This window comes from Streptomyces sp. NPDC054770, from assembly GCF_053611985.1.
In genome coordinates, this window is the sequence record NZ_JBSHBL010000049.1 from 38,003 (window position 1) to 57,325 (window position 19,323).

The 19,323-nt window shown below is 72.2% G+C and carries 17 protein-coding genes; 12 read left to right on the forward strand and 5 right to left on the reverse strand.

Translation table 11 applies throughout. The annotated features are described in order from the left end of the window. Positions 1-197 precede the first annotated feature (197 nt). Positions 198-2,318: a prolyl oligopeptidase family serine peptidase gene (locus ACWGKQ_RS33930; RefSeq protein WP_453295855.1), complete on the reverse strand. Its 2,121-nt coding sequence runs from the start codon at positions 2,316-2,318 to the stop codon at positions 198-200. 190 nt (positions 2,319-2,508) lie between these two features. Here ACWGKQ_RS33930 and ACWGKQ_RS33935 point away from each other — a divergent pair, with 190 nt between their 5' ends. From ACWGKQ_RS33935 to ACWGKQ_RS33970, 8 genes are all read left to right on the forward strand, one after another. Beyond that, positions 2,509-2,703 carry a hypothetical protein gene (locus ACWGKQ_RS33935; RefSeq protein WP_046733847.1) on the forward strand — a complete coding sequence of 65 codons (195 nt, stop codon included), beginning with the start codon at positions 2,509-2,511 and terminating at the stop codon, positions 2,701-2,703. Between the two features lie 55 nt (positions 2,704-2,758). After that, positions 2,759-3,625, forward strand: coding sequence for an N-acetyl-1-D-myo-inositol-2-amino-2-deoxy-alpha-D-glucopyranoside deacetylase (mshB, locus tag ACWGKQ_RS33940; protein WP_453295856.1), 867 nt, complete (start codon positions 2,759-2,761; stop codon positions 3,623-3,625). Next, entirely contained in the window at positions 3,622-4,038 is a 417-nt protein-coding gene (locus tag ACWGKQ_RS33945) for a DUF6113 family protein (RefSeq protein WP_453295857.1), read from the forward strand. The genes mshB and ACWGKQ_RS33945 overlap by 4 nt, the downstream gene beginning before the upstream one ends. 156 nt (positions 4,039-4,194) lie before the next feature. After that, positions 4,195-6,588 carry a peptidoglycan binding domain-containing protein gene (locus ACWGKQ_RS33950; protein ID WP_453295858.1) on the forward strand — a complete coding sequence of 798 codons (2,394 nt, stop codon included), beginning with the start codon at positions 4,195-4,197 and terminating at the stop codon, positions 6,586-6,588. A 136-nt stretch (positions 6,589-6,724) separates the two neighbouring features. Continuing rightward, entirely contained in the window at positions 6,725-7,669 is a 945-nt protein-coding gene (locus ACWGKQ_RS33955) for an ABC transporter ATP-binding protein (protein ID WP_453295859.1), read from the forward strand. Continuing rightward, entirely contained in the window at positions 7,666-8,406 is a 741-nt protein-coding gene (locus ACWGKQ_RS33960; RefSeq protein WP_453295860.1) for an ABC transporter permease, read from the forward strand. Before ACWGKQ_RS33955 ends, ACWGKQ_RS33960 begins: the two co-directional genes overlap by 4 nt. A gap of 5 nt (positions 8,407-8,411) precedes the next feature. Continuing rightward, positions 8,412-9,611 carry a sensor histidine kinase gene (locus ACWGKQ_RS33965; RefSeq protein WP_453295894.1) on the forward strand — a complete coding sequence of 400 codons (1,200 nt, stop codon included), beginning with the start codon at positions 8,412-8,414 and terminating at the stop codon, positions 9,609-9,611. Beyond that, complete coding sequence (locus ACWGKQ_RS33970) at positions 9,608-10,222, forward strand: response regulator (protein WP_453295861.1); 615 nt, start codon at positions 9,608-9,610, stop codon at positions 10,220-10,222. The genes ACWGKQ_RS33965 and ACWGKQ_RS33970 overlap by 4 nt, the downstream gene beginning before the upstream one ends. Before the next feature lie 99 nt (positions 10,223-10,321). Here the strand turns inward: ACWGKQ_RS33970 and ACWGKQ_RS33975 are convergent, their stop codons facing one another. Next, positions 10,322-10,750 carry a hypothetical protein gene (locus tag ACWGKQ_RS33975; protein WP_453295862.1) on the reverse strand — a complete coding sequence of 143 codons (429 nt, stop codon included), beginning with the start codon at positions 10,748-10,750 and terminating at the stop codon, positions 10,322-10,324. Between the two features lie 443 nt (positions 10,751-11,193). Between ACWGKQ_RS33975 and ACWGKQ_RS33980 the strand changes: the two genes are divergently transcribed. Both ACWGKQ_RS33980 and ACWGKQ_RS33985 read left to right on the forward strand, forming a co-directional pair. Then, a complete protein-coding gene (locus ACWGKQ_RS33980) occupies positions 11,194-11,979 on the forward strand; it encodes an ABC transporter ATP-binding protein (RefSeq protein WP_453295863.1) in 786 nt (261 codons plus the stop codon). Beyond that, positions 11,973-14,432 (forward strand): FtsX-like permease family protein, encoded by a 2,460-nt coding sequence (locus ACWGKQ_RS33985; RefSeq protein WP_453295864.1) that lies wholly within the window; start codon positions 11,973-11,975, stop codon positions 14,430-14,432. Before ACWGKQ_RS33980 ends, ACWGKQ_RS33985 begins: the two co-directional genes overlap by 7 nt. A gap of 389 nt (positions 14,433-14,821) precedes the next feature. Here ACWGKQ_RS33985 and ACWGKQ_RS33990 read toward each other — a convergent pair whose 3' ends face one another. Together ACWGKQ_RS33990 and ACWGKQ_RS33995 are read right to left on the reverse strand one after the other, a co-directional pair. Beyond that, positions 14,822-15,685: a transglutaminase-like domain-containing protein gene (locus tag ACWGKQ_RS33990; RefSeq protein WP_453295865.1), complete on the reverse strand. Its 864-nt coding sequence runs from the start codon at positions 15,683-15,685 to the stop codon at positions 14,822-14,824. A 65-nt stretch (positions 15,686-15,750) separates the two neighbouring features. After that, positions 15,751-16,764, reverse strand: a complete 1,014-nt coding sequence (locus ACWGKQ_RS33995; protein ID WP_453295866.1) for a GNAT family N-acetyltransferase — start codon at positions 16,762-16,764, stop codon at positions 15,751-15,753. A gap of 140 nt (positions 16,765-16,904) precedes the next feature. Here ACWGKQ_RS33995 and fdxA point away from each other — a divergent pair, with 140 nt between their 5' ends. Together fdxA and ACWGKQ_RS34005 are read left to right on the forward strand one after the other, a co-directional pair. Further along, complete coding sequence (gene fdxA / locus ACWGKQ_RS34000; protein WP_046730523.1) at positions 16,905-17,231, forward strand: ferredoxin; 327 nt, start codon at positions 16,905-16,907, stop codon at positions 17,229-17,231. Between the two features lie 150 nt (positions 17,232-17,381). Beyond that, positions 17,382-18,494: a bifunctional succinyldiaminopimelate transaminase/glutamate-prephenate aminotransferase gene (locus ACWGKQ_RS34005; protein WP_453295867.1), complete on the forward strand. Its 1,113-nt coding sequence runs from the start codon at positions 17,382-17,384 to the stop codon at positions 18,492-18,494. A gap of 138 nt (positions 18,495-18,632) precedes the next feature. On the opposite strand, the gene ACWGKQ_RS34010 is transcribed toward ACWGKQ_RS34005, so the two are convergent. After that, a complete protein-coding gene (locus ACWGKQ_RS34010; protein WP_453295868.1) occupies positions 18,633-19,052 on the reverse strand; it encodes an ATP-binding protein in 420 nt (139 codons plus the stop codon). Positions 19,053-19,323 lie beyond the last annotated feature (271 nt).

Here is a 19,323-nt window from a genome sequence, read left to right on the forward strand (position 1 = left end):
GCGTATGTGCATCAATCTCGTTAACACACAGGCAACTTCGCCGACCCGGTCTCGATATACGGACGCGGCACGCTTAACAGCGTACGGCCGTGCGGGTGCCGTAAACGGGCCGGAGCGCGCCATGTCGCTCCGGCCCGTTGCCGTGTGCTGGTTGTGTGTGGCTGATCGCGCAGTTCCCCGCGCCCCTTTGGGGCGCGTTACGCCAAGCCCAGTGACCTCTTCAGGAAGTCCAGCTGAAGCAGTAGCAGGTTCTCCGCCACCTGCTCCTGCGGGGTCATGTGGGTCACGCCCGACAGGGGGAGTACCTCGTGCGGGCGGCCCGCTGCCAGCAGGGCGCTGGACAGGCGCAGGGAGTGGGCCACCACCACGTTGTCGTCCGCGAGGCCGTGGATGATCATCATCGGGCGGTGGGGTTCGGCGGCGTCGACCAGGCCGGTGTCGTCGATCACCGAGTTGCGGCGGTAGGCGTCCGGCTGCTCGGCCGGGTGGCCGAGGTAACGCTCCTGATAGTGGGTGTCGTACAGGCGCAGGTCGGTCACCGGGGCGCCCACCACCGCCGCGTGGAAGACGTCCGGGCGGCGCAGGGCCGCGAGGGCGGCGAGGTAGCCGCCGAAGGACCAGCCGCGGATCGCCACCCTGGTCAGGTCGAGGGGGAAGTCGGCGGCGAGCGCGTGGAGCGCGTCGACCTGGTCCTGGAGGACGATCGCCGCGAGGTCGTCCCTGATGGACTTCTCCCAGGCGGGGGAGCGGCCCGGGGTGCCCCGGCCGTCGGCGACGATCACCGCGAAGCCCTGGTCGGCGAACCACTGGGAGGTCAGGTGGGCGTTGTGCGCGGCGACCACGCGCTGGCCGTGCGGACCCCCGTAGGGGTCGAGCAAAACCGGAAGGGGAGTGTCCCCGTGGTAGTCCTGTGGCATAAGCACGGCGCACGGAATTCTGCGTGCGCCCCCCTCGGTGAGCGTCACGCGCGGGGACAAACCGGGGTCTTCGGCGTATGACGTGACAGTTGCCAGGTGTTTTCCGTCGCGCAGTACCTGGACCCGGGCGCCCGGGCTGTTCAGGGTGGCGGAGACCAGTACGGTCACGCCCCCGGCGCGCACCGCCGTGTGCACGCCGGGCTCCTGCGACACGCGCTCCACGCCGAGCTCGTTCACGCGGTAGACGTGCACCTCGCCGATCTCGGGGGACTCGGCCTCCTCGCCGGCGGACGCGGAAACGAGCACGTCATCGGCGGTCACGTCGAGAACCGCACGGATGTGCAACTGGGGTCCCGTGAGCGGCCGTTCACCCACCGCGAGCACCCGGGCGCCGCCCTCGTCGGCGATCCGGACCAGCTGTCCGGAGGGGCTCCAGCAGGGCACTCCACCGAACAGTTCAAGCCATGTTGGATCTTCGTCGGCGTGCACCATCCGGGTCGCCCCGGACTCCGGGTCCACGGCCAGGAACAGCTGGCTGCGCTGGTCGCGCGCCTGCACGAGCACCAGTGGTGCACCCGCCTCTGACCAGTGCACATGCGCCAAGTACGGATAGCGTGCCCGGTCCCAGGAGACCTCCGTGCGCCCGCCGTCGAGGTCGTGCACGAACAGGCGTACGTCCGCGTTCGCGGTGCCCGCCGCCGGGTAGGCGACATGATGTGGCTCACGCTCCGGGTGGGCGGGGTCGGCGATCCACCACCGCTGTACCGGCGTGTCGTCCACGTGCGCCACGAGCAGCCGGTCGGACCGCGGCGACCACCAGAAGCCGCGCGAACGGCCCATCTCCTCGGCCGCGATGAACTCGGCCAATCCACAGGTGACCTGTTCCGACTCCGGCTCCGCGAGCACCCGGTCGCCCTCGCCCTCGACGCCCACCACGCGCAGGGCGCCCTCCGCGACGTACGCGACATGGCGGCCGTCGGGGGACGGGCGTGGGTCGATCACCGGTCCGGGGACCGGGAGTTCGCGCGTGGTGCCGGCCCTGAGCTCGGCGGTGAAAAGCCGCCCTGACAAGGCGAAAGACGCCAACTCCACGGCCGCGTCGGTGGCGTAGCCGACGATGCCGGCACTGCTCTCACGGCTGCGTTCGCGGCGGGCCCGCTCCTGGGGCGAGAGGTGCTCCTCGGTACCGCCGAGCAGGACACCCGGGTCCGCCGCGAGGTGTTCCGCGCCGCTCGGCACATCGAGAATCCACAGGGAGTTGGCGGCGTCCGTGCCGGAACCGGAGCGCAGAAACGCCACGCGGGAGCCGTCGGGGGCCACGGTGAACGCGCGCGGCGCGCCGAGCGTGAAACGCCGGGTGCGGGCGTGCCGGCGGGGGAATGAGACAGCCTCGGTCGTCATGCCCTGACCATATTGGCCATGCGCCCCCTTGTGCGGCCGTGCGCCGAGCGATGCGCGAGCACGCATAGTTATGATCACTACCGCTGAGTGGGTATGAACCTGCTGGCCTACGCATGGAATTGCTGTACCGATCTACAACCCCCATAGTCCGAACCCCCCGCGTCCCTGGGATCTTTGGAGGTGAGCCGCCGTGGCACTCTCGATTTCGGCGGTGGTGCTGCTGGCGATCATCGTCTTCTTGTTGATCAAGAAGTCGGGTCTGAAGGGCGGTCATGCCGTGGTGTGCATGCTGCTCGGTTTCTATCTCGCCTCCTCGACCGTCGCACCGACGATCAGCGACCTGACGACCAACGTCGCCAGCATGATCGGCAGCATCAAGTTCTGACCCCGGTCACCCGGGGCTGCGCGGCACTGTCGGTGTCGTTTCGTAGGGTGGGCACATGACGGAACTGCCCGCCCTGCGGTTGCTGCTCGTGCACGCGCACCCGGACGACGAGTCGATCAACAACGGCGCCACCATGGCCCGCTACGCGGCCCAGGGCGCCCATGTGACGCTGGTCACCTGCACCCTCGGCGAGGGCGGCGAGGTGATCCCGCCCGGGCTCGGGCATCTCACCGGCCCCGCCCTGGGCGAGTACCGCCTGGGCGAGCTCACGGCCGCCATGCGCGAACTCGGCGTCGACGACTTCCGGCTGCTCGGCGGCCCCGGCCGCTACCGCGACTCCGGAATGATGGGCCTGCCCGACAACGAGGCGCCCGACTGCTTCTGGCAGGCCGACGTCGACGAGGCCGCCGGTCACCTGGCCGAGGTGATCCTGGAGACCCGCCCCCAGGTCCTCGTCACCTACGACGACCACGGCGGCTACGGCCACCCGGACCACATCCAGGCCCACCGCGTCGCCATGAGAGCCGTGGAGCTGGCCGCCGAGGCCGGCCACCGCATCCCCAAGGTCTACTGGAACCGCGTCCCGCGCACGGTCGCCGAGGCCGCCTTCGCCCGGCTCCGGGACGACCTGCCGGGGCTGCCCTTCGCCAAGTCCGCCGCCGTCGACGACGTACCGGGCGTGGTCGACGACCACCGGGTCACCACCGAGGTCGACGGCACCGCCTATGCCGCCGCGAAGACCGCCGCGATGGCCGCCCATGCCACCCAGGTCGAGGTGGCACCGCACGGCGCCGGCTATTTCGCGCTCTCCAACGAGCTGGCGCAGCCGGTGTTCAGCACGGAGTACTACGAGTTGCTGGGCGGCGAGCCGGGCACGGCGCGTGAGACCGATCTCTTCGCGGGCCTCGGGGAGGCGTCATGAGTTCCGGTGGACGCGGGTCGATGCTCGCGCAACCGTTGCAGGCGCCCTCGGCCGGGAGGGCCGCGGCTCTCCTCGGGCTGGTCGTGCTCGGAGCCGTGGTCGGCGTCGCGGGGGCCCTCGTCCAGGCGGGCTGGTTCCCGGGCGGGCTGCTGCTCGCCCTGGCCGGCGCCGCCGGGCTCTTCCTCGGCGGAGCCCGGGCCTTGACGAGCCGCTCCGGAGCCGTCGCGCCCGCGTTCGGCTGGGTCGTCGCCGTCATCTTCCTCACCGCCAGCAGACCGGAAGGCGACTTCCTGTTCGGCGCGGGAGCCGGCTCGTACCTCTTCCTGCTCGGCGGCATGGCGCTGGCTGTGATCTGCGCCACAATGGGTTTGGGGCGGCAACCTCACGCGGACGGCGTCCGACTTGGCAAGTGACGTACCACTTCGCCGTGAGGCGCCCGTGCGAGTCCGGTGTGGGTTTCCCCAGCGGTCGTGGGATAAGCGTCAGAAGTGGCCAGTATGGTGGTGCGCGCCGCCGAGCCGCCCCAGCAAGGTCGTCACCGGCGGTGGAGCCAACCGGGAGAACCTGCCTTGAGTCGTGAAACTGACACTCCGTCCTCCGGGCCCAACGGGCGCGGAGGATCCGCATACCCTTCGGGCACGCCGCCGTACGGGACCCCCATGGCTTCCGACGACGGTACCGACGCGGCCCGTTCGGCCGCGCAGCCGGAGGAACGCAAGACCGAGACCACGCTGACGACCCGGATCCGGATCAACATCCCCGGCTCCCGGCCGATTCCGCCCGTGGTCGTCCGTACTCCCGTCGCGGACGTCGAGGGCGCTGCCGCGGCCGCCGTGGGAGGCACCGGCGAGGAGACGGGCACGCACGCGCGGCCGACGGGCGCCGCCATGTCCACCGGCACCGTCGAGGCGCCCGCCGCCGAGCCGGCGCCCGCGCCCGCGCCCGCCGCCGAGGAGAAGGCCAGCGACTGGTTCGCGCCGCGCAAGTCCGGCCCGGCCAAACCCGGTCCGCGCGGCGGCGCCGGCAACGGCGGCGCGACGCCCGGCGGTTCGCCCGCCGCGGCACCGAACCCGCCGAACGGCCCGGCGACCCAGGGCGGTGCGCGTCCGAACGGCGGCCGTCCCGGCGGTGTCGTCGGCTCCATGAGCGTGCCCGGCACGCCCCGGCCCGGCGCGACCAACGGCGCGGGGCTGCCCACGGGTGCGACCGGCGGTCCGGTGGCTCCCGGGCACGGCGGCGGCACCGGCTCCTTCGACGTGACCGAGGCGCTCGCCGCGGGCCCGCTCGGCGGTGCCCGGGGCGGCGCGAAGGGCGGCGGTGAATCCCGCCGCGACGAACTGCCGTACTTCTCCGAGAACGGCGGCCAGAACGGCGCCCAGGCCGGTCCCGGCGCGCCCGGCGGCGGCCCGGCAGGTCCCGGCGGCCCCAGCGGCTTCAACGGGCCGGGCGGTCCCGGCGGCCTCGGCGGCCCGCAGGGCCCGGCCGGCCCCACCGGCGGCCCGGTCACCGGCGACGGCCCGTTCGTCCCGCCGGTCAACGGCGGCGAGCCCTTCGGCGGCCCGGCGGGCCAGGGCTTCAGCGGCGGCGAGTCGTTCGGCACGCCCAGCGGTCCCGGTGGTCCCAGCGGTCCCGGCGTTGGCCCTGGCGGTCCCGCAGGCCCCGGCGGCCCCGGTGGTCCCGGCGGCCCTCGTGCCCGTGCCGCCCAGACCGGGCCCGGCGCGCGCACCGCCCGCACCGGCCCCGGCCTCCCCGGCGGCGGCCTGAGTGACGACACCGCGATCCTCACCCCGCAGAAGCCCGCCCCCGAACCGGGCATGCCCGGCTACGGCTCCCCGGCGGACAACGTCTCCGGGCACACCGTCACCAGCGGCATCCCGGTCGTGCCGCCCGGCGCCAACGCCCCGTTCGCGCCGGGCGCGCCCACCGACGGCCCGCTGCCGCACACGCCCCCGAAGCTCCCCGAGCCGGTCTCGCCGCCCCCGGCCGAGGCCAAGGGCAAGAGCAAGGCGAAGGCCAAGAAGAAGCGCGGCAAGCTGCCGCTGCTCGGCGGTGTCGTGGTGGTCGCCGGCCTCGGCCTCTACGGTGCCGGGCTGCTCATGAACCACTCCGACGTGCCCAAGGGCACCACCGTGCTCGGCGTCGACATCGGCGGCGGCACCCGCGACGACGCGACCAGGAAGCTCGACGACGCCTTCGGCAAGCGGGTGAACCAGCCGCTGAAGCTGTCCGTCGGCGGCAGGACCGTCTCGCTGCCGCCGGACCAGGCGGGCCTCCAGTTCGACACGCAGAACACCGTCGAGGCGGCCGCCAAGAGCGACTACAACCCGATCTCCGTGATCGGCTCCCTGTTCGGCCAGAAGCGGGTCGTCGAGCCCGTCATGCCGGTCGACGAGGAGAAGCTCCAGGCCGCCCTCAAGGATCTCGGCAGCGGTTCCGGCTCGGCCACCGAGGGCACGATCAAGTTCGCCGGCGGCAAGGCCGTCGCGGTCTACGGCAAGGCAGGCAAGGGCATCGACGCGGCCGCCTCCACGGCGGCGGTCGAGCAGGCGTACAAGACGATGGTCGAGACCGGCACCGCCTCCGTGGTGAACGTGCCGACGACCACCGTGCAGCCGACGGTCTCCAACGCGGAGGTCGACCGCGAGATGAAGGCGTTCGCGGAGCCGGCCATGTCGAAGAACGTCATCGTGCAGACGGACGCGGCGCACAGCATCCCGTTCGGCGCCCTGTCACTGCCGAAGATCCTCGGCTTCAAGGCCGTCGACGGCAAGCTGGTGGAGACGTACAACCTCGATGCGCTCAAGGCGGCGTACGGCAGCACCTTCGACGGTGTCCTGATCACCCGGGGCACCGGCCAGAAGACGGCAGTCACGCCGCAGGACGTCGCGTCCGCACTGCGCAAGGCGCTGGTCGGCAAGACGACGGCGGAGCGGATCGGAGTCATCGACACCAACCCGAGCTGACGCGTTGCCGAAGGGGCGCCCGGTGCTCACCGGGCGCCCCTTCGCGTGTGCCGGGCGCCGCCCATGACATCTGTCATGCGGCTCTCCGGACGCCCGACACTGCCCTGGGCCGGGTGCTCGCGGCCAGCATGGAGGCATGACAACGACAGCGGCGACGACGGCCACCGGAACCCCGGTGGTGGTCGGGTTCGACCAAGTGAGCAAGACCTACGGGAACGTGCAGGCCGTCGACGGGCTTACGCTGCGGCTGCACCCGGGGGAGACCGTGGCCCTGCTCGGGCCCAACGGCGCCGGCAAGTCGACCACGCTCGACCTGCTGCTCGGCCTCAAGCAGGCCGACAGCGGCACGGTGAGCGTGTTCGGCCTGAGCCCGCGCGAGGCCATCGTCGCCGGACGGGTGGGCGCGATGCTCCAGAGCGGCGGCCTGATGGACGAGGTCACCGTCCGGGAACTGGTCAAGCTCGCCTGCGACCTGCACCCGAAGCCCTACAAGGTCACCGACGTGCTCGCCCGCGCGGGCATCTCGCAGATCGCCGACCGCAAGGTCAACAAGCTCTCCGGCGGCCAGTCCCAGCGGGTCCGCTTCGCCCTCGCCACCGCCGGCGACAGCGACCTCATCGTCCTGGACGAGCCGACCACCGGCATGGACGTCTCCGCCCGCCAGGCGTTCTGGGCCACCATGCGCGAACAGGCCGACCAGGGCCGTACCGTCCTGTTCGCCACCCACTACCTCGAAGAGGCCGACGCCATCGCGGACCGGGTGCTGGTGCTGCACCGCGGCCGGCTCCTCGCCGACGGGACGGCCGCCGAGATCAAGGCGAAGGCGGGGGCGAGAAGGATCTCCTTCGACCTGGAGGGCGAGATCGACGAGGCGCCGCTGCGGGCGCTGCCCTTCCTCACGGCCGTGGACATCTCGGGCCAGACGATCCGTATCCAGTCGTCCGACGCCGACGCCACCGTCCATGCCCTGTACGGCCTGGGCGTCTACCCCCACAACCTCGAAGTCGCCGGGCTCGGCCTGGAGCAGGCGTTCGTCGCCATCACGGAGGCCGAAGAGGCCAAGGAGGCCACGCAGTCATGAACGCCCTGATCAAGCTGGAGCTCGCCCGCGCCCTGCGCAACCGCAAGTTCCTGTTCTTCTCGGTGATCTACCCCTCGATCATCTTCCTGCTGGTCGCGAGCCAGGGCGGGACCGGCGCCACCGTGGACAACTCCGGCCTGTCCGTCGCCGCCTACGTCATGGTGTCCATGGCCTCCTTCGGCGCCCTCACCGCCGTCCTGATGGGCAACAGCGAACGCATCGCCAGGGAGCGCGAGAGCGGCTGGGTACGGCAGCTGCGGCTGACCACCCTGCCCGGCCGCGGCTACGTCCTCGCCAAGACCGCCAGCGCCGCCGTGGTCAGCCTCCCGTCCATCGTGGTCGTCTTCCTGATCGCCGCCTCGGTCAAGCACGTACGCCTCGACGCCTGGCAGTGGTTCGCCCTCACCGGCGCGATCTGGGCCGGCAGCCTGGTCTTCGCGGCGCTGGGTGTCGCCATCGGGTACCTGGCGAGCGGCGACGCGGTCCGCCCGATCACGATGATCACCTACTTCGGCCTGTCGATCCTCGGCGGCCTGTGGTGGCCGTCCTCCTCCTTCCCGACCTGGCTCCAGGACATCGCGAAGTGGCTGCCCACGCACGCGTACGCTGCCCTGGGACGGGCCATCGAGCAGAGCCAGGCCCCGAAAGCCCAGGACATCGCCATCCTCGTCGTCTTCTTCGCCCTCTTCGTCGGCGGCGCGGCCTGGCTGTACCGGAAGGACACGCTGAAGGCGTGAGCGCGATGACGGAAGACCTGCGGCCCGACGAGGAAGCCCGGGCGGACCGGCTGGTACGCATCGGCCAGCCGCCCCGCAACCGGGGCGAGGCGATGCGCAAGCTGGTGTGGGTCCTGCCCTGGCTGTTCTTCCTGGCCTCCCCGGCGGACGACCTGGCCTCCGGCCACCACACCGGCGGGGCGACGGCGGCCGGCTGGGCGGGCCTGACGGCCTTCGTCGGGATCTACCTGACCATCGTCTTCCGCTCCATGGGCCGGCCCTTCCGGGGCTGGACCGTCGCCGCCGCGATCGCCGTGGAATGGGTACTCGCGGTCGTCCTGGCCTTCAGCCTCGGCGGCTCCTGGTTCGGCCTGTTCGTGTACGTCTCCGTGATGTGCGGAGTGACCTTCCCGCTGCGGGTCGCCTACTGGACGATCCCACTGACCACCGCCGCCATGATGCTGGCGGGCTGGTACGTCCACGACATGGACGAGGCCTGGGGCCTGTTCCTGGTGGTGCTCCTGGTCGGCTACTCCATGACCGGCGTACGGCAACTCGTCGCCACCACCGTCGAGTTGCGCAAGGCCCGCGCCACCGTCGCCCAACTGGCCGCCAACGAGGAGCGGTTGCGGCTCGCCCGTGACCTGCACGACCTGCTGGGCCACTCGCTCTCCCTGATCACCCTGAAGAGCGAGCTGGCCGGCCGGATGCTCCCCGGCCACCCCGACAAGGCGGCCCAGCAGGTCTCCGACATCGAACAGGTCAGCCGCCAGGCCCTGGTGGACGTCCGCGAGGCGGTCACCGGCTACCGTCGGGCCCGGCTCGCCGCCGAACTGGCCGGTGCCCAGGTCGCCCTGACCGCCGCCTCGGTCACCGCCGAGATCCCGGCCGACCCCGACCTCGCCGGCGTACCCGAGGACGGCGAGGCGGCCCTCGCGTGGGCGCTGCGGGAGGCGATCACCAACGTCGTCCGGCACAGCGGCGCGACCCGCTGCACGGTCGAACTGCTGCACCGCCAGACCCTCGACGGCCCGGTCCTCGAACTCGCCGTCGAGGACAACGGTTCGGGCGGCTCCGGCCAGGGGCCCGGCAACGGTCTCACCGGTCTCACCGAGCGCTTGGAGAAGGCGGGCGGCACCCTGGAGACTGGCCGCCTGAAGCGCGGCTTCCGGCTGGTCGCCCGGGTCCCGCTCACCTCCGGCGGGGCCGTAGGATCCGGGGCATGAGCAGCACGATCAAGGTCCTCCTAGCCGAGGACCAGTCGATGGTCCGTGAGGCGCTGGCCGCCCTGCTGGGCCTGGAGGACGACATCGAGGTCGTGGCCCAGGTCGCCCGTGGCGACGAGGTGCTGCCGACGGCCCGCCGGCACGACATCGACGTCGCCCTGCTCGACATCGAGATGCCGGGCTGTACGGGCATCGAGGCGGCGGCCCAGCTGCACAAGGCGCTGCCGGCGGTGAAACTGGTCGTCCTCACCACCTTCGGCCGTCCCGGCTACCTCCGCAGCGCGATGGAGGCGGGCGCCGACGCGTTCCTCGTCAAGGACGCCCCCGCCGCCCAACTCGCCGAAGCCGTCCGCAAGGTCCTGGCCGGCGAACGCGTCATCGACCCCACCCTCGCGGCAGCGGCCCTCGCCGAGGGCGCCAACCCCCTGACCGACCGCGAACGCGAGATCCTCCGCGCGGCGGCCGACGGCTCGACCAACGCGGAACTGGCGAAGGCCCTGCACCTCTCCCAGGGCACGGTACGGAACTACCTCTCGACGGCGATCCAGAAACTGGCGGCGAGGAACAGGGCGGAAGCGGTACGGATCGCGAGAGAGAAGGGCTGGCTGTAAGAGGTCGGCGTGCGCTGGGTCGGGCACCGCCGGGAACGCGAAGATTGCAGGCGAGTGGCACGTCGTCCGCGACGCCCGCCGGCGCGCGGCCCGGGGTCGCTACGGCGCCCTGGCCGTCGACGGCGACATCAGGGACGTCAAGGCCGCCATCGACTTCATGTCCTGGCTGGACACGCGCGAGATCGACCTGCAGGACACCACCCAGAGCGGCTTGGACCGCCGGCTCGGTGACCGCTCTTCCCTGCACCGGACCGTCGTCACGTTCATCCAGTGGGCGGTGCCCGGCGCATCACCGGCAAGCTCGTCATCTCCCGACCGCCCGAGAGGAGCTCTTCCGGGTTCCTGGACGAGCAAGACCTCCGGGAGCAGCTCCGGCGCTGTCTGAACGACGACACCCTTCCCCGGGAAGCGCGCATCATCGGTGCCCCGGTCAGGCTCTATGCCGTCCCTGCCTCCCGCATCGTCGAACTGACCACCGACCGCTTCCACCGTGACGAGAACGGTGCCCACTTCACCCTCGACCGCCACCCCGGGCTCCTGCCGCCGAAGCCGGCACTCCTCATCGAGGAACAGATCGCCCGGCCCGCGACCGATTCACGGATACGTCGGCAGTCCGGTCCTGCCCGTCCTCTCCGCACGCGACGCCGCCATGATCGAAGCGGTCACCGGCCTCCCGCCCATCGTGGTCGCCGACCTCTTCGGCATGCATCCCAACGCGTCACAGAGATGGGTGAACTGTTCGAAGAGGACTGTCGCGCCTACCTCGCAGCCCGCATGGCCACCCAAGAGAGGACTGCTTGCAGCCTCCTGCAGTCAGGGGTTCCTCAGGGGCGATCTCAGGGGCAGTCCGGAGGTGGGGATGCCGCACGCGGCCCTAACGTGCGTGTGGCGGATGAGCAACGCCCCACGGAGAAGGCGAGAGAGTGTTCCGGAACAAGGCTTTCAAAGCATCGCGATCACCCGGCCAGGCATTGGCTTCGGACTTATCCGCCGTCGGCGCCGCGAGCGTTCGCGAGGTCATCACCCTGTCCGCTCTGCACAAGACATACGGCAGCATCGATCACCGCATCACTGCCCTGGCCGGGGTCAGTCTGTCCTTCGTCACCGGCACGTTCACCGCGATCATGGGTCCGTCGGGCTCCGGCAAGTCGACGCTGCTGCAATGCGCGGCGGGTCTCGACCGGGTCGACACGGGCCAGGTCCTGCTCGACGGGGTGCCGCTGCACAGGCTCTCCGAACGCGCGCTGACCGAGCTACGCCGCGAGCAGATGGGTTTCATCTTCCAGTCCTTCAACCTGATCCCGGCGCTGACCGCCCGGCAGAACGTGGAGCTGCCGCTGCGGCTGGCCGGGCGCGAGATCGACGCGGTGGCCATCGACCGCGGCCTTGCCGATGTGGGCCTCGCCGAGCGCGGCGGGCACCGGCCCGCCGAGCTCTCCGGAGGCCAGCAGCAGCGGGTCGCCATCGCCCGTGCCCTGGTGACCAGACCCAAGGTGATCTTCGCCGACGAGCCGACCGGCGCGCTGGACTCCCGCACCGCGCGTGACGTCCTGGCGCTGCTGCGCGGCGTGGTGGAGCAGCATGGGCAGACGGTGGTCATGGTGACGCACGACCCGGTGGCCGCCTCGTACGCGCAGCGCGTGGTCTTCCTCGCCGACGGCCGGGTGACCGGTGAACTGGCCGAGCCGACGGTCGAGTCCGTCGCCCTGCGGATGGCCCAGCTGGAGCCCGGCGGGAGCGAGACGAAGGCGTGCTGAAGATCGCCGCAGCCACCCTGCGCCACCGTCTGATGGGCTTCGTGGGCGCCTTCGTCGCCCTCGCGCTCGGTACCACGATGATCGGCATGATGACGCTGACCCTGGCGGCGACCTTCGGGACGCCGCACCCGGGGCCGCAGCGGTTCAAGGACGCCTCGGCCGTGGTGGCGCCACGGGGCTTCGACGGGAGCCCGATGGAGGCGCCTGCGGTCCTCTCGGCGGCCGTCGTCGCGAAGGTGACCGCAGCGGGGCACGGCACGCCCGACCGCAGCTTCCCAGCGCGGCTCGCCTCCGGCCCCGCGGACACCACCGGCCACCCCTGGTCCTCGGCCCGCTACGCGGGCTACCGCCTGGTGGCGGGGCGCGCGCCGGGCGCCACGGACGAGATCGCCGTGGGCGATGGCTCCAAGGCGCTGATCGGGCATCAGACCGAGGTGGCGACGCGCGACGGCGTGCACCGCTACCGGGTGGTGGGCGTCACCGGCGCGCTCTGGTTCGAGCGCGCGGTCTTCTTCAGCGACGCGGAGGCGGCGCGGCTGTCCCCGGGCGTCAACGCCCTCGTCACCGACCAGGACGCGGGCGGGCTCTCCTCGCTCGTGGGCGGCCGGGCCGTGGTCCTCTCCGGCGACGACCTGACCCGGATCGACCCCGACGACACCGGCGGGTCCGCGGAGTTGGCCAACGCCCAGGCCATGGCGGGCAGCACGACCGGACTTGCCGTGTGCGTCGCGGTGTTCGTCGTCGTCGCCACCTTCGCCTTCGCCACCGAGCAGCGCCGCCGGGAACTGGCGCTGCTGCGGCTGGTGGGCGCAGCGCCCCGGCAGGTGCGGCGCATGGTGCTCGGTGAGGCCCTCCTGATCGGCCTGGCCGCGGCGGTCACCGGATGCCTGCTCGCCCCGCTCGGGACCGTGCCGCTGCGCTTCTGGATGCTTCACCACGGTGTGGCGCCGTCGTGGTTCACCATCCCGTTCAACGTCGTGCCGCTGCTGATCTCCTTCGTCATCGGCGTGGCCGCGGCACTGGCCGGCTCGGCCGCGACCCTGCTGCGCGTCTCGCTGATCCGGCCGGTGGAGGTGCTGCGCGAGAGTGCGACGGAACGCCGCGGCATGACACCGATCCGCTGGCTGCTGGGGCTCGGGATGCTGGCGGGCGCGGTCGTCGCGGGCATCGAGATCGCCCGGACCACGCCGTATCTGGCGGCCACTGTACGCAAGTACGAGGCGGTCCCGGTTCTCTACGTCGGTGCGGTCACCCTGCTCTCCCCGATCCTGCTGCGTCCGGTCACCCGGCTCCTGATCGGTCCGCTGCGCCGCTCGGCCAAGGCCGGCCCGCTGTTGGTGCGCGAGAACATCCTCACCTCCCGGCGCCGCACGGCCGCCACCGTGGCGCCGATCGTGGTGGCCGTCGGCCTCGTCGGCACGCTGCTGACCATGCAGAAGTCCGGCGACGCCGCGGTACTCGCCCGGCAGCGGCAGGAGATCCGCGCGGCGGCCGTCGTGGTGCCCGGCGGCGATCTGGGGATCGACGCGAGGACCCTGGCCCGGCTCCGGGCCGTGCCCGGCGTCCGGGTCACCCCGGTGGCCACGATGAACGTCCGGATCGGTACGGCCCCCGGCGACCAGATCGACTCGCTGACGACGAACGCGGTGCCCACCAAGGCGATGGGCGACACCGTCCGGCCGCCCGTGCTGTCCGGCTCTCTCGCCTCGCTGCCCGAGAACTTCCTGGTCATCGACCAGCACGCGGCCGAATCCGACGACCTGTCGGTGGGGCGGCACGTGGTCGCCCTGCTGCCGACCGGCCGCCGGCTCCCGACCGTCATCGCCGCCGTCGTCGCGCGCGGCCTGCACGGGGACGACACGTACGTCTCCTCCTCGCTGGCCGACGGACTGGTGACGAGCCACGTCTACGTCGACTCCGCAGCGGGCACCGGGAGGGAACTCGACGCACGGCAGACGGCCGCGGTGAACCGGGCGCTGGCGGACTCCGGCGCCCATGTCATGACGTACGACGCCTACCTCGAGGCCCAAAGTTCGCATGCCGCGCGGCAGACGGACAACGCCGCGGTGGTGATCCTGGGGATTGCACTGGCCTACGCGCTGATCGCGGTCGCCAACACGCTGATCATGGCGATGGCGGGGCGACGGCGGGAATTCGCGCTGCTCGGGCTCGCCGGCACCACGCGCGGACAGATCGTGAAGGTCACCGCGGCCGAGTCCGTCCTGGCGGTCGTCGTCGGCACTGTGCTCGCCGCCGTGGCGACCGTGCTCGCCGCGGTCACCCAGCACGCCTCGCTCAGCAAGCTCGTGACCGGTGCGCCGACGGTGATCCCGTGGACCCAGATCTGGGGGACCGTCGCGCTCTGCGCCCTCGTTGCCCCGGCAACCGCGTCGGCCGCGACCTGGAGTGCGACCCGTCAGCGTGCGATGGAGGCAGTAGGCATCCGTGAATAGCGCATCCTCGGGATACGGCCTCTCCACCAGTTACTGCGCCGCGGTTGCTGAGCGCCGTCGCGGCGGATCGGGGGAGACCGGCGGATCAAGCGGACCGGCGGAGGCAAGGGGACCGGCGGAGGGATGGGGCTGGTGGATAGCGGACTGATGGGGTGAGGGGGTTGGTGGGGACAGGGGGACTCCCGGGGATGGGGATGGTTGACGGAGGCGTATTGCTGCCGGGCACGGCAGTCAACTCAGGGGCGCGGGGAACTGCGCGACCGGCCCCCGCGCTCCCGCAGTCGCAAACCGGCAAGCGGCCCAACGGCGAAGAGGCTGCTGGCCCCCACCCACCCGCAGCCGTACCCACGCAGCCACCCCCGCCCCCTCCGCGAACGGGCCCCACCCCCTCAGTTGAGACGAGCCCGTGCCGCCCGTGCCTCCCCCCGCACCTTCTCCGCGGCCCTCTCGTCGACCACGTCGATCAGCCCGGCGTACTCCTCCAACTCCTCGGCCCCGTCCATGAAGTCGCCCCGTTCCACCAGCAACCGCGCCCGCTCGTACCGCAGTCGCGCCGGATGCGAGGGCATCAGCAGGGACAGGTCCACCCCCCACAGGCCCACGTCCGACCGCTCCGGACGGGCCGCGGCCCACGCCCGCACGTTGTTCAGGATCCGCCGCACGACGTCCAGGGCATCGGCCGGTTCCAGCATCGCCGGCTCCAGCGGCACCCCCGCCGCCCCCACCACCAGCAGTTCCGCGTCCGACCCGGTCAGCACCCGCCCCCCGTCGAACGGATCGGCCAGCACCTGCTCCTCCGCCGCCCCGAACCCCACCACGAAGTGCCCCGGCAGCGCGACCCCGTACACCGGCGCCCCCGCCCGCCGCGTGACCTCCAGCCACACCACGGACAGCAGGATCGGCAGCCCGCGCCGCCGCCGCAGCACCTCGTGCAGCAGCGAGGACTCCAGCCGCTGGTAGTCCGCGGCGGCGCCCCGGAAGCCGAACCGCTCGCCAAGGACCCGGTGCGCCGCCGTGGCCCAGGCATGCGGCCCGTCCGGCCGGTACGGAAGCTGCCCGGCCAGCCGGTCCAGTTCCATCTGCGCCGCGTCGATCCCGGCCTCGTCCAGCGAGTCGTCGGCCGCCGCGCCCAGCAGCAGACACAGCGTCGCCAGATCGGGCCGCTCGGACCGCACCTCCTCGGCGAACCGCTGCCGTACCTCGGCGGCCCGCCCGGAGGACGGCGGACGTGGGTGTGGCTGACCGGAAGCCATAGCTGTCTCGTGCCCCTTCGGAATGATCGGTACCGCCTCGCCCGCCGGATTCACGCCCGCCGGATTCAGGAGCCGCCGGCCCCCGGCGCCCGGTAGTGGTGATACGCGTGATGCGCCGCGAAGCCCAGCCGCCCGTACAGCGCCCGCGCCCCCTCGTTGTCCGTCTCCACCTGGAGCCAGGCCGCCGACGCGCCCTCCTCCAGCGCCCGGCCCGCGAGCGCCGCCATGACCTCGGTGGCCAGCCCCCGCCGCCGCAGCCCCGGATCCACCTCGACGGCGGCGAACCCGGCCCACCGGCCGTCCACCACCAGCCGCCCGATGGCCGCCGGGGCGGCACCGGAGACCTCGCCCGGCACGGTCGCGAACCACACCGACGGCCCGCTCCCCAGCACCTTCAACGCCACCTCGCTCACCCCCTTGCGCTGGTACCGAGCCAGCCAGTCCTCGCCGGCCGCCCGGGCGAGCACCACTTTGGCCCCCGCCGCCCGGTCCGTCAGCGGCGCCAGCCCGCCGGTCCACAGCTCGGCGCTCACCTCACGCACCCATCCGCGCCGCTCCAGCTCCGCGCACAGCACCTCCTGCGTGCCCTCGGCGCCGGTCGCGGTCTGCACGTACGCGGGCAGCCCCCGCTCGCCGTACCACCGCCGTACGGCCGCCAGCGCCTCGTCCAGCGGCAGCCCGGGGTCACCGAGCGGCAGCACGCTGTTCGCCCGCCGGGTGAACCCCGCGGCCGCCCGCAGCTCCCACTCGCCGAGCCGCTCGCTCTCCACCGGCCGCCACCCGCGCGCGGCGACACGCGCGAGCTCCCGATAGGTCGCGGCGGGTCCCCGGCGGCGCGCCGGAGCGGCCGGCACCACCTTCGCCGCCACCAGCGCGGACTCCGGTATCCGGACGATCTCCCCGTCCCGCCGGGTGATCGTCAGCATGCCGTCGTCGTCCCATGATGTGAGAACACCCACCGTGTCGGTGAACTTCTCCGTGGCGACACCATTTCCGGTCAAACGCCGCACCGATACGCGTTTACCCACGTCAGCAGTGGTGATACGGACCTCGAAGCGTCCTGCGGCAGAGATTTCCACTGGTCAGTTCACCCCTCCTGTTCGGATCATGCCCAGGAACGGAGATACTAGGGGCGGGCATCGACGACGCCGCGCTCCCGCGCGCCAGGCGGCGGAGCCTACGGAGGCCCGCCGGCGCCCAATCGAGGAGGAACGACAGCGTGACCTACGTCATCGCGCAGCCTTGTGTCGACGTGAAGGACAAGGCGTGCATCGAGGAGTGCCCGGTCGACTGCATCTACGAGGGCCAGCGGTCCTTGTACATCCACCCGGACGAATGCGTTGACTGTGGTGCCTGTGAGCCGGTCTGCCCGGTCGAGGCGATCTTCTACGAGGACGACACCCCCGAGGAGTGGAAGGACTACTACAAGGCCAACGTCGAGTTCTTCGACGACCTCGGCTCCCCGGGCGGCGCCAGCAAGCTGGGCCTGATCGAGCGGGATCACCCGTTCATCGCCGCGCTGCCCCCGCAGGCCGAAGCCGAGTAGCACCCGCACCGGCGGCCCCGCCGCGACAGCGTGCCGCCTCGGTCCCGTACGGCCTGATCACGCCCGATCGGCGCCGTACGGGACCGAGGCGTTTGCCGTACCGGTCGTGCCGAGGAAACCGGTCGTACCGAAGAAAGTGAGCAAGGAATCGTGTCCGCAGTCTCCGACCGTCTGCCCACCTTCCCCTGGGACAAGCTGGAACCGTACAAGAAGACGGCAGCGGCACACCCGGACGGCATCGTCGACCTGTCGGTCGGCACCCCGGTGGACCCGGTCCCCGACCTGATCCAGAAGGCGCTGATCGACGCGGCCGACTCGCCCGGCTACCCCACGGTCTGGGGCACCCCGGCGCTGCGCGACGCGATCACCGCCTGGGTCACCCGCCGCCTCGGCGCCCGGGACGTCACCCACCGCCACGTCCTCCCGATCGTGGGCTCCAAGGAACTCGTCGCCTGGCTCCCCACCCAGCTGGGCCTCGGCCCCGGCGACCGGGTCGCCTACCCGCGCCTGGCGTACCCGACCTACGAGGTCGGCGCCCGCCTCGCCCGCGCCGCGTACGAGGTCTACGACGACCCGCGCGACCTCGACCCGGCGAACCTGAAGCTCCTCTGGCTGAACTCCCCGTCCAACCCGACGGGGAAGGTCCTGGCCAAGCAGGAACTCACCGAGATCGTCGCCTGGGCCCGCGCCCACGGCATCCTGCTCTTCTCCGACGAGTGCTACCTCGAACTGGGCTGGGAGGCCGACCCGGTCTCGGTCCTGCACCCGGACGTCAACGGCGGCTCGTACGACGGCATCGTCGCCGTCCACTCGCTCTCCAAGCGCTCCAACCTGGCCGGCTACCGCGCGGCCTTCCTGGCCGGTGACCCGGCGGTCCTCGGCCCCCTCCTGGAGATCCGCAAGCACGGCGGCATGATGACGTCGGCCCCGACCCAGGCGGCGGTGGTGGCGGCCCTGTCCGACGACACCCACGTCCACGAGCAGCGCGAGCGCTACGCGACCCGCCGTGGCCTCCTCCGCGAGGCCCTCCTCTCCCACGGCTTCCGCATCGAACACAGCGAGGCAAGCCTCTACCTGTGGGCGACCCGCGACGAGTCCTGCTGGCAGACGGTGTCCCACCTGGCGGACCTCGGCATCCTGGTCGCCCCGGGCGACTTCTACGGCGAGGCCGGCGAGAACTTCGTCCGCGTGGCCCTGACGGCGACGGACGAGCGCATCCAGGCAGCGGTGGCGCGGCTGGCCCAAGGGGCGCGGCTTTCCTGAACCCGCCCCGGCCGGAGCGCCCCGTAAGGGGCGCGGGGAACTGCGCGAACAACCCCCACCGGCCCGCAGTCGAAGCACAACGAGAAGGGACCCGGGGAATACCCCGGGTCCCCTTCCGAGAAGCGGCGGCTGGGCCACTCAGCCGAGCGGCAGCCCCTTCACCGGCAGCCCACCCGTCGGCAGCCCACCCTTGGTCGCGGTGGCCGCCGTACCGCCCAGCAGCCCACCGGCGGAGCCGGCCGCGTCGCCCGCGGTGTGCTGCACCACCGGCGCCGCCTTCTTGACGGCCTTGCCGCCGGTCTGGCCCGCGGCCGGCACCGCCGACTCGACCGCCGCGCCACCGGTGCGGCCGACGGTCCCGGTGACGGTCTGCGCCGCCGCGTCAGCGGTGTTGCCGACGCTCGCCCCGTCCAGTGCGGTCAGACCGCCCAGGTTCGGGGCGCCGGCCGGCAGACTCGGGGCCGCACCGGCGGAGCCGGCCGCACCGACCCCGGCAGCCGCTCCCGCTGCGACGAGCAGCGCGGCACGGGCGATCCGGCGGGTCAGAGGGAGGGACATGATGCTCCATTCGACGGGAGGGAACGTGATCGCCGTGACTACCGCTCGAAGCCCGCGAAGGTTGCGGAGGCCCAAGGTAAAGAATTGATAACGCATCGCATTATCGGGTGTGGGGAAAAGCGGGCAAACGGCGCTCTGCCGACGCCTCCGCAGAATCCTTACGGCCCAGCGCTCCCAAGGGATTTCACGCATGCCGGAGTGACCGTGCGAAAACGTGAGCACACCATGCATGCGGCGTGTCCCGGCTGACCCGCCGGAGGGACCCCCCGAA

Bases quoted from the DNA above. Each gene is read 5' to 3' on its own strand.
- ACWGKQ_RS33965 (WP_453295894.1), top strand. From the start codon at position 8,412: ATGACGGAAGACCTGCGGCCCGACGAGGAAGCCCGGGCGGACCGGCTG.
- ACWGKQ_RS33955 (WP_453295859.1), top strand. From the start codon at position 6,725: ATGACAACGACAGCGGCGACGACGGCCACCGGAACCCCGGTGGTGGTC.
- ACWGKQ_RS33930 (WP_453295855.1), bottom strand. From the start codon at position 2,318: ATGACGACCGAGGCTGTCTCATTCCCCCGCCGGCACGCCCGCACCCGG.
- mshB (WP_453295856.1), top strand. From the start codon at position 2,759: ATGACGGAACTGCCCGCCCTGCGGTTGCTGCTCGTGCACGCGCACCCG.
- ACWGKQ_RS33970 (WP_453295861.1), top strand. From the start codon at position 9,608: ATGAGCAGCACGATCAAGGTCCTCCTAGCCGAGGACCAGTCGATGGTC.
- ACWGKQ_RS33945 (WP_453295857.1), top strand. From the start codon at position 3,622: ATGAGTTCCGGTGGACGCGGGTCGATGCTCGCGCAACCGTTGCAGGCG.
- ACWGKQ_RS33990 (WP_453295865.1), bottom strand. From the start codon at position 15,685: ATGGCTTCCGGTCAGCCACACCCACGTCCGCCGTCCTCCGGGCGGGCC.
- ACWGKQ_RS33960 (WP_453295860.1), top strand. From the start codon at position 7,666: ATGAACGCCCTGATCAAGCTGGAGCTCGCCCGCGCCCTGCGCAACCGC.
- ACWGKQ_RS34010 (WP_453295868.1), bottom strand. From the start codon at position 19,052: ATGTCCCTCCCTCTGACCCGCCGGATCGCCCGTGCCGCGCTGCTCGTC.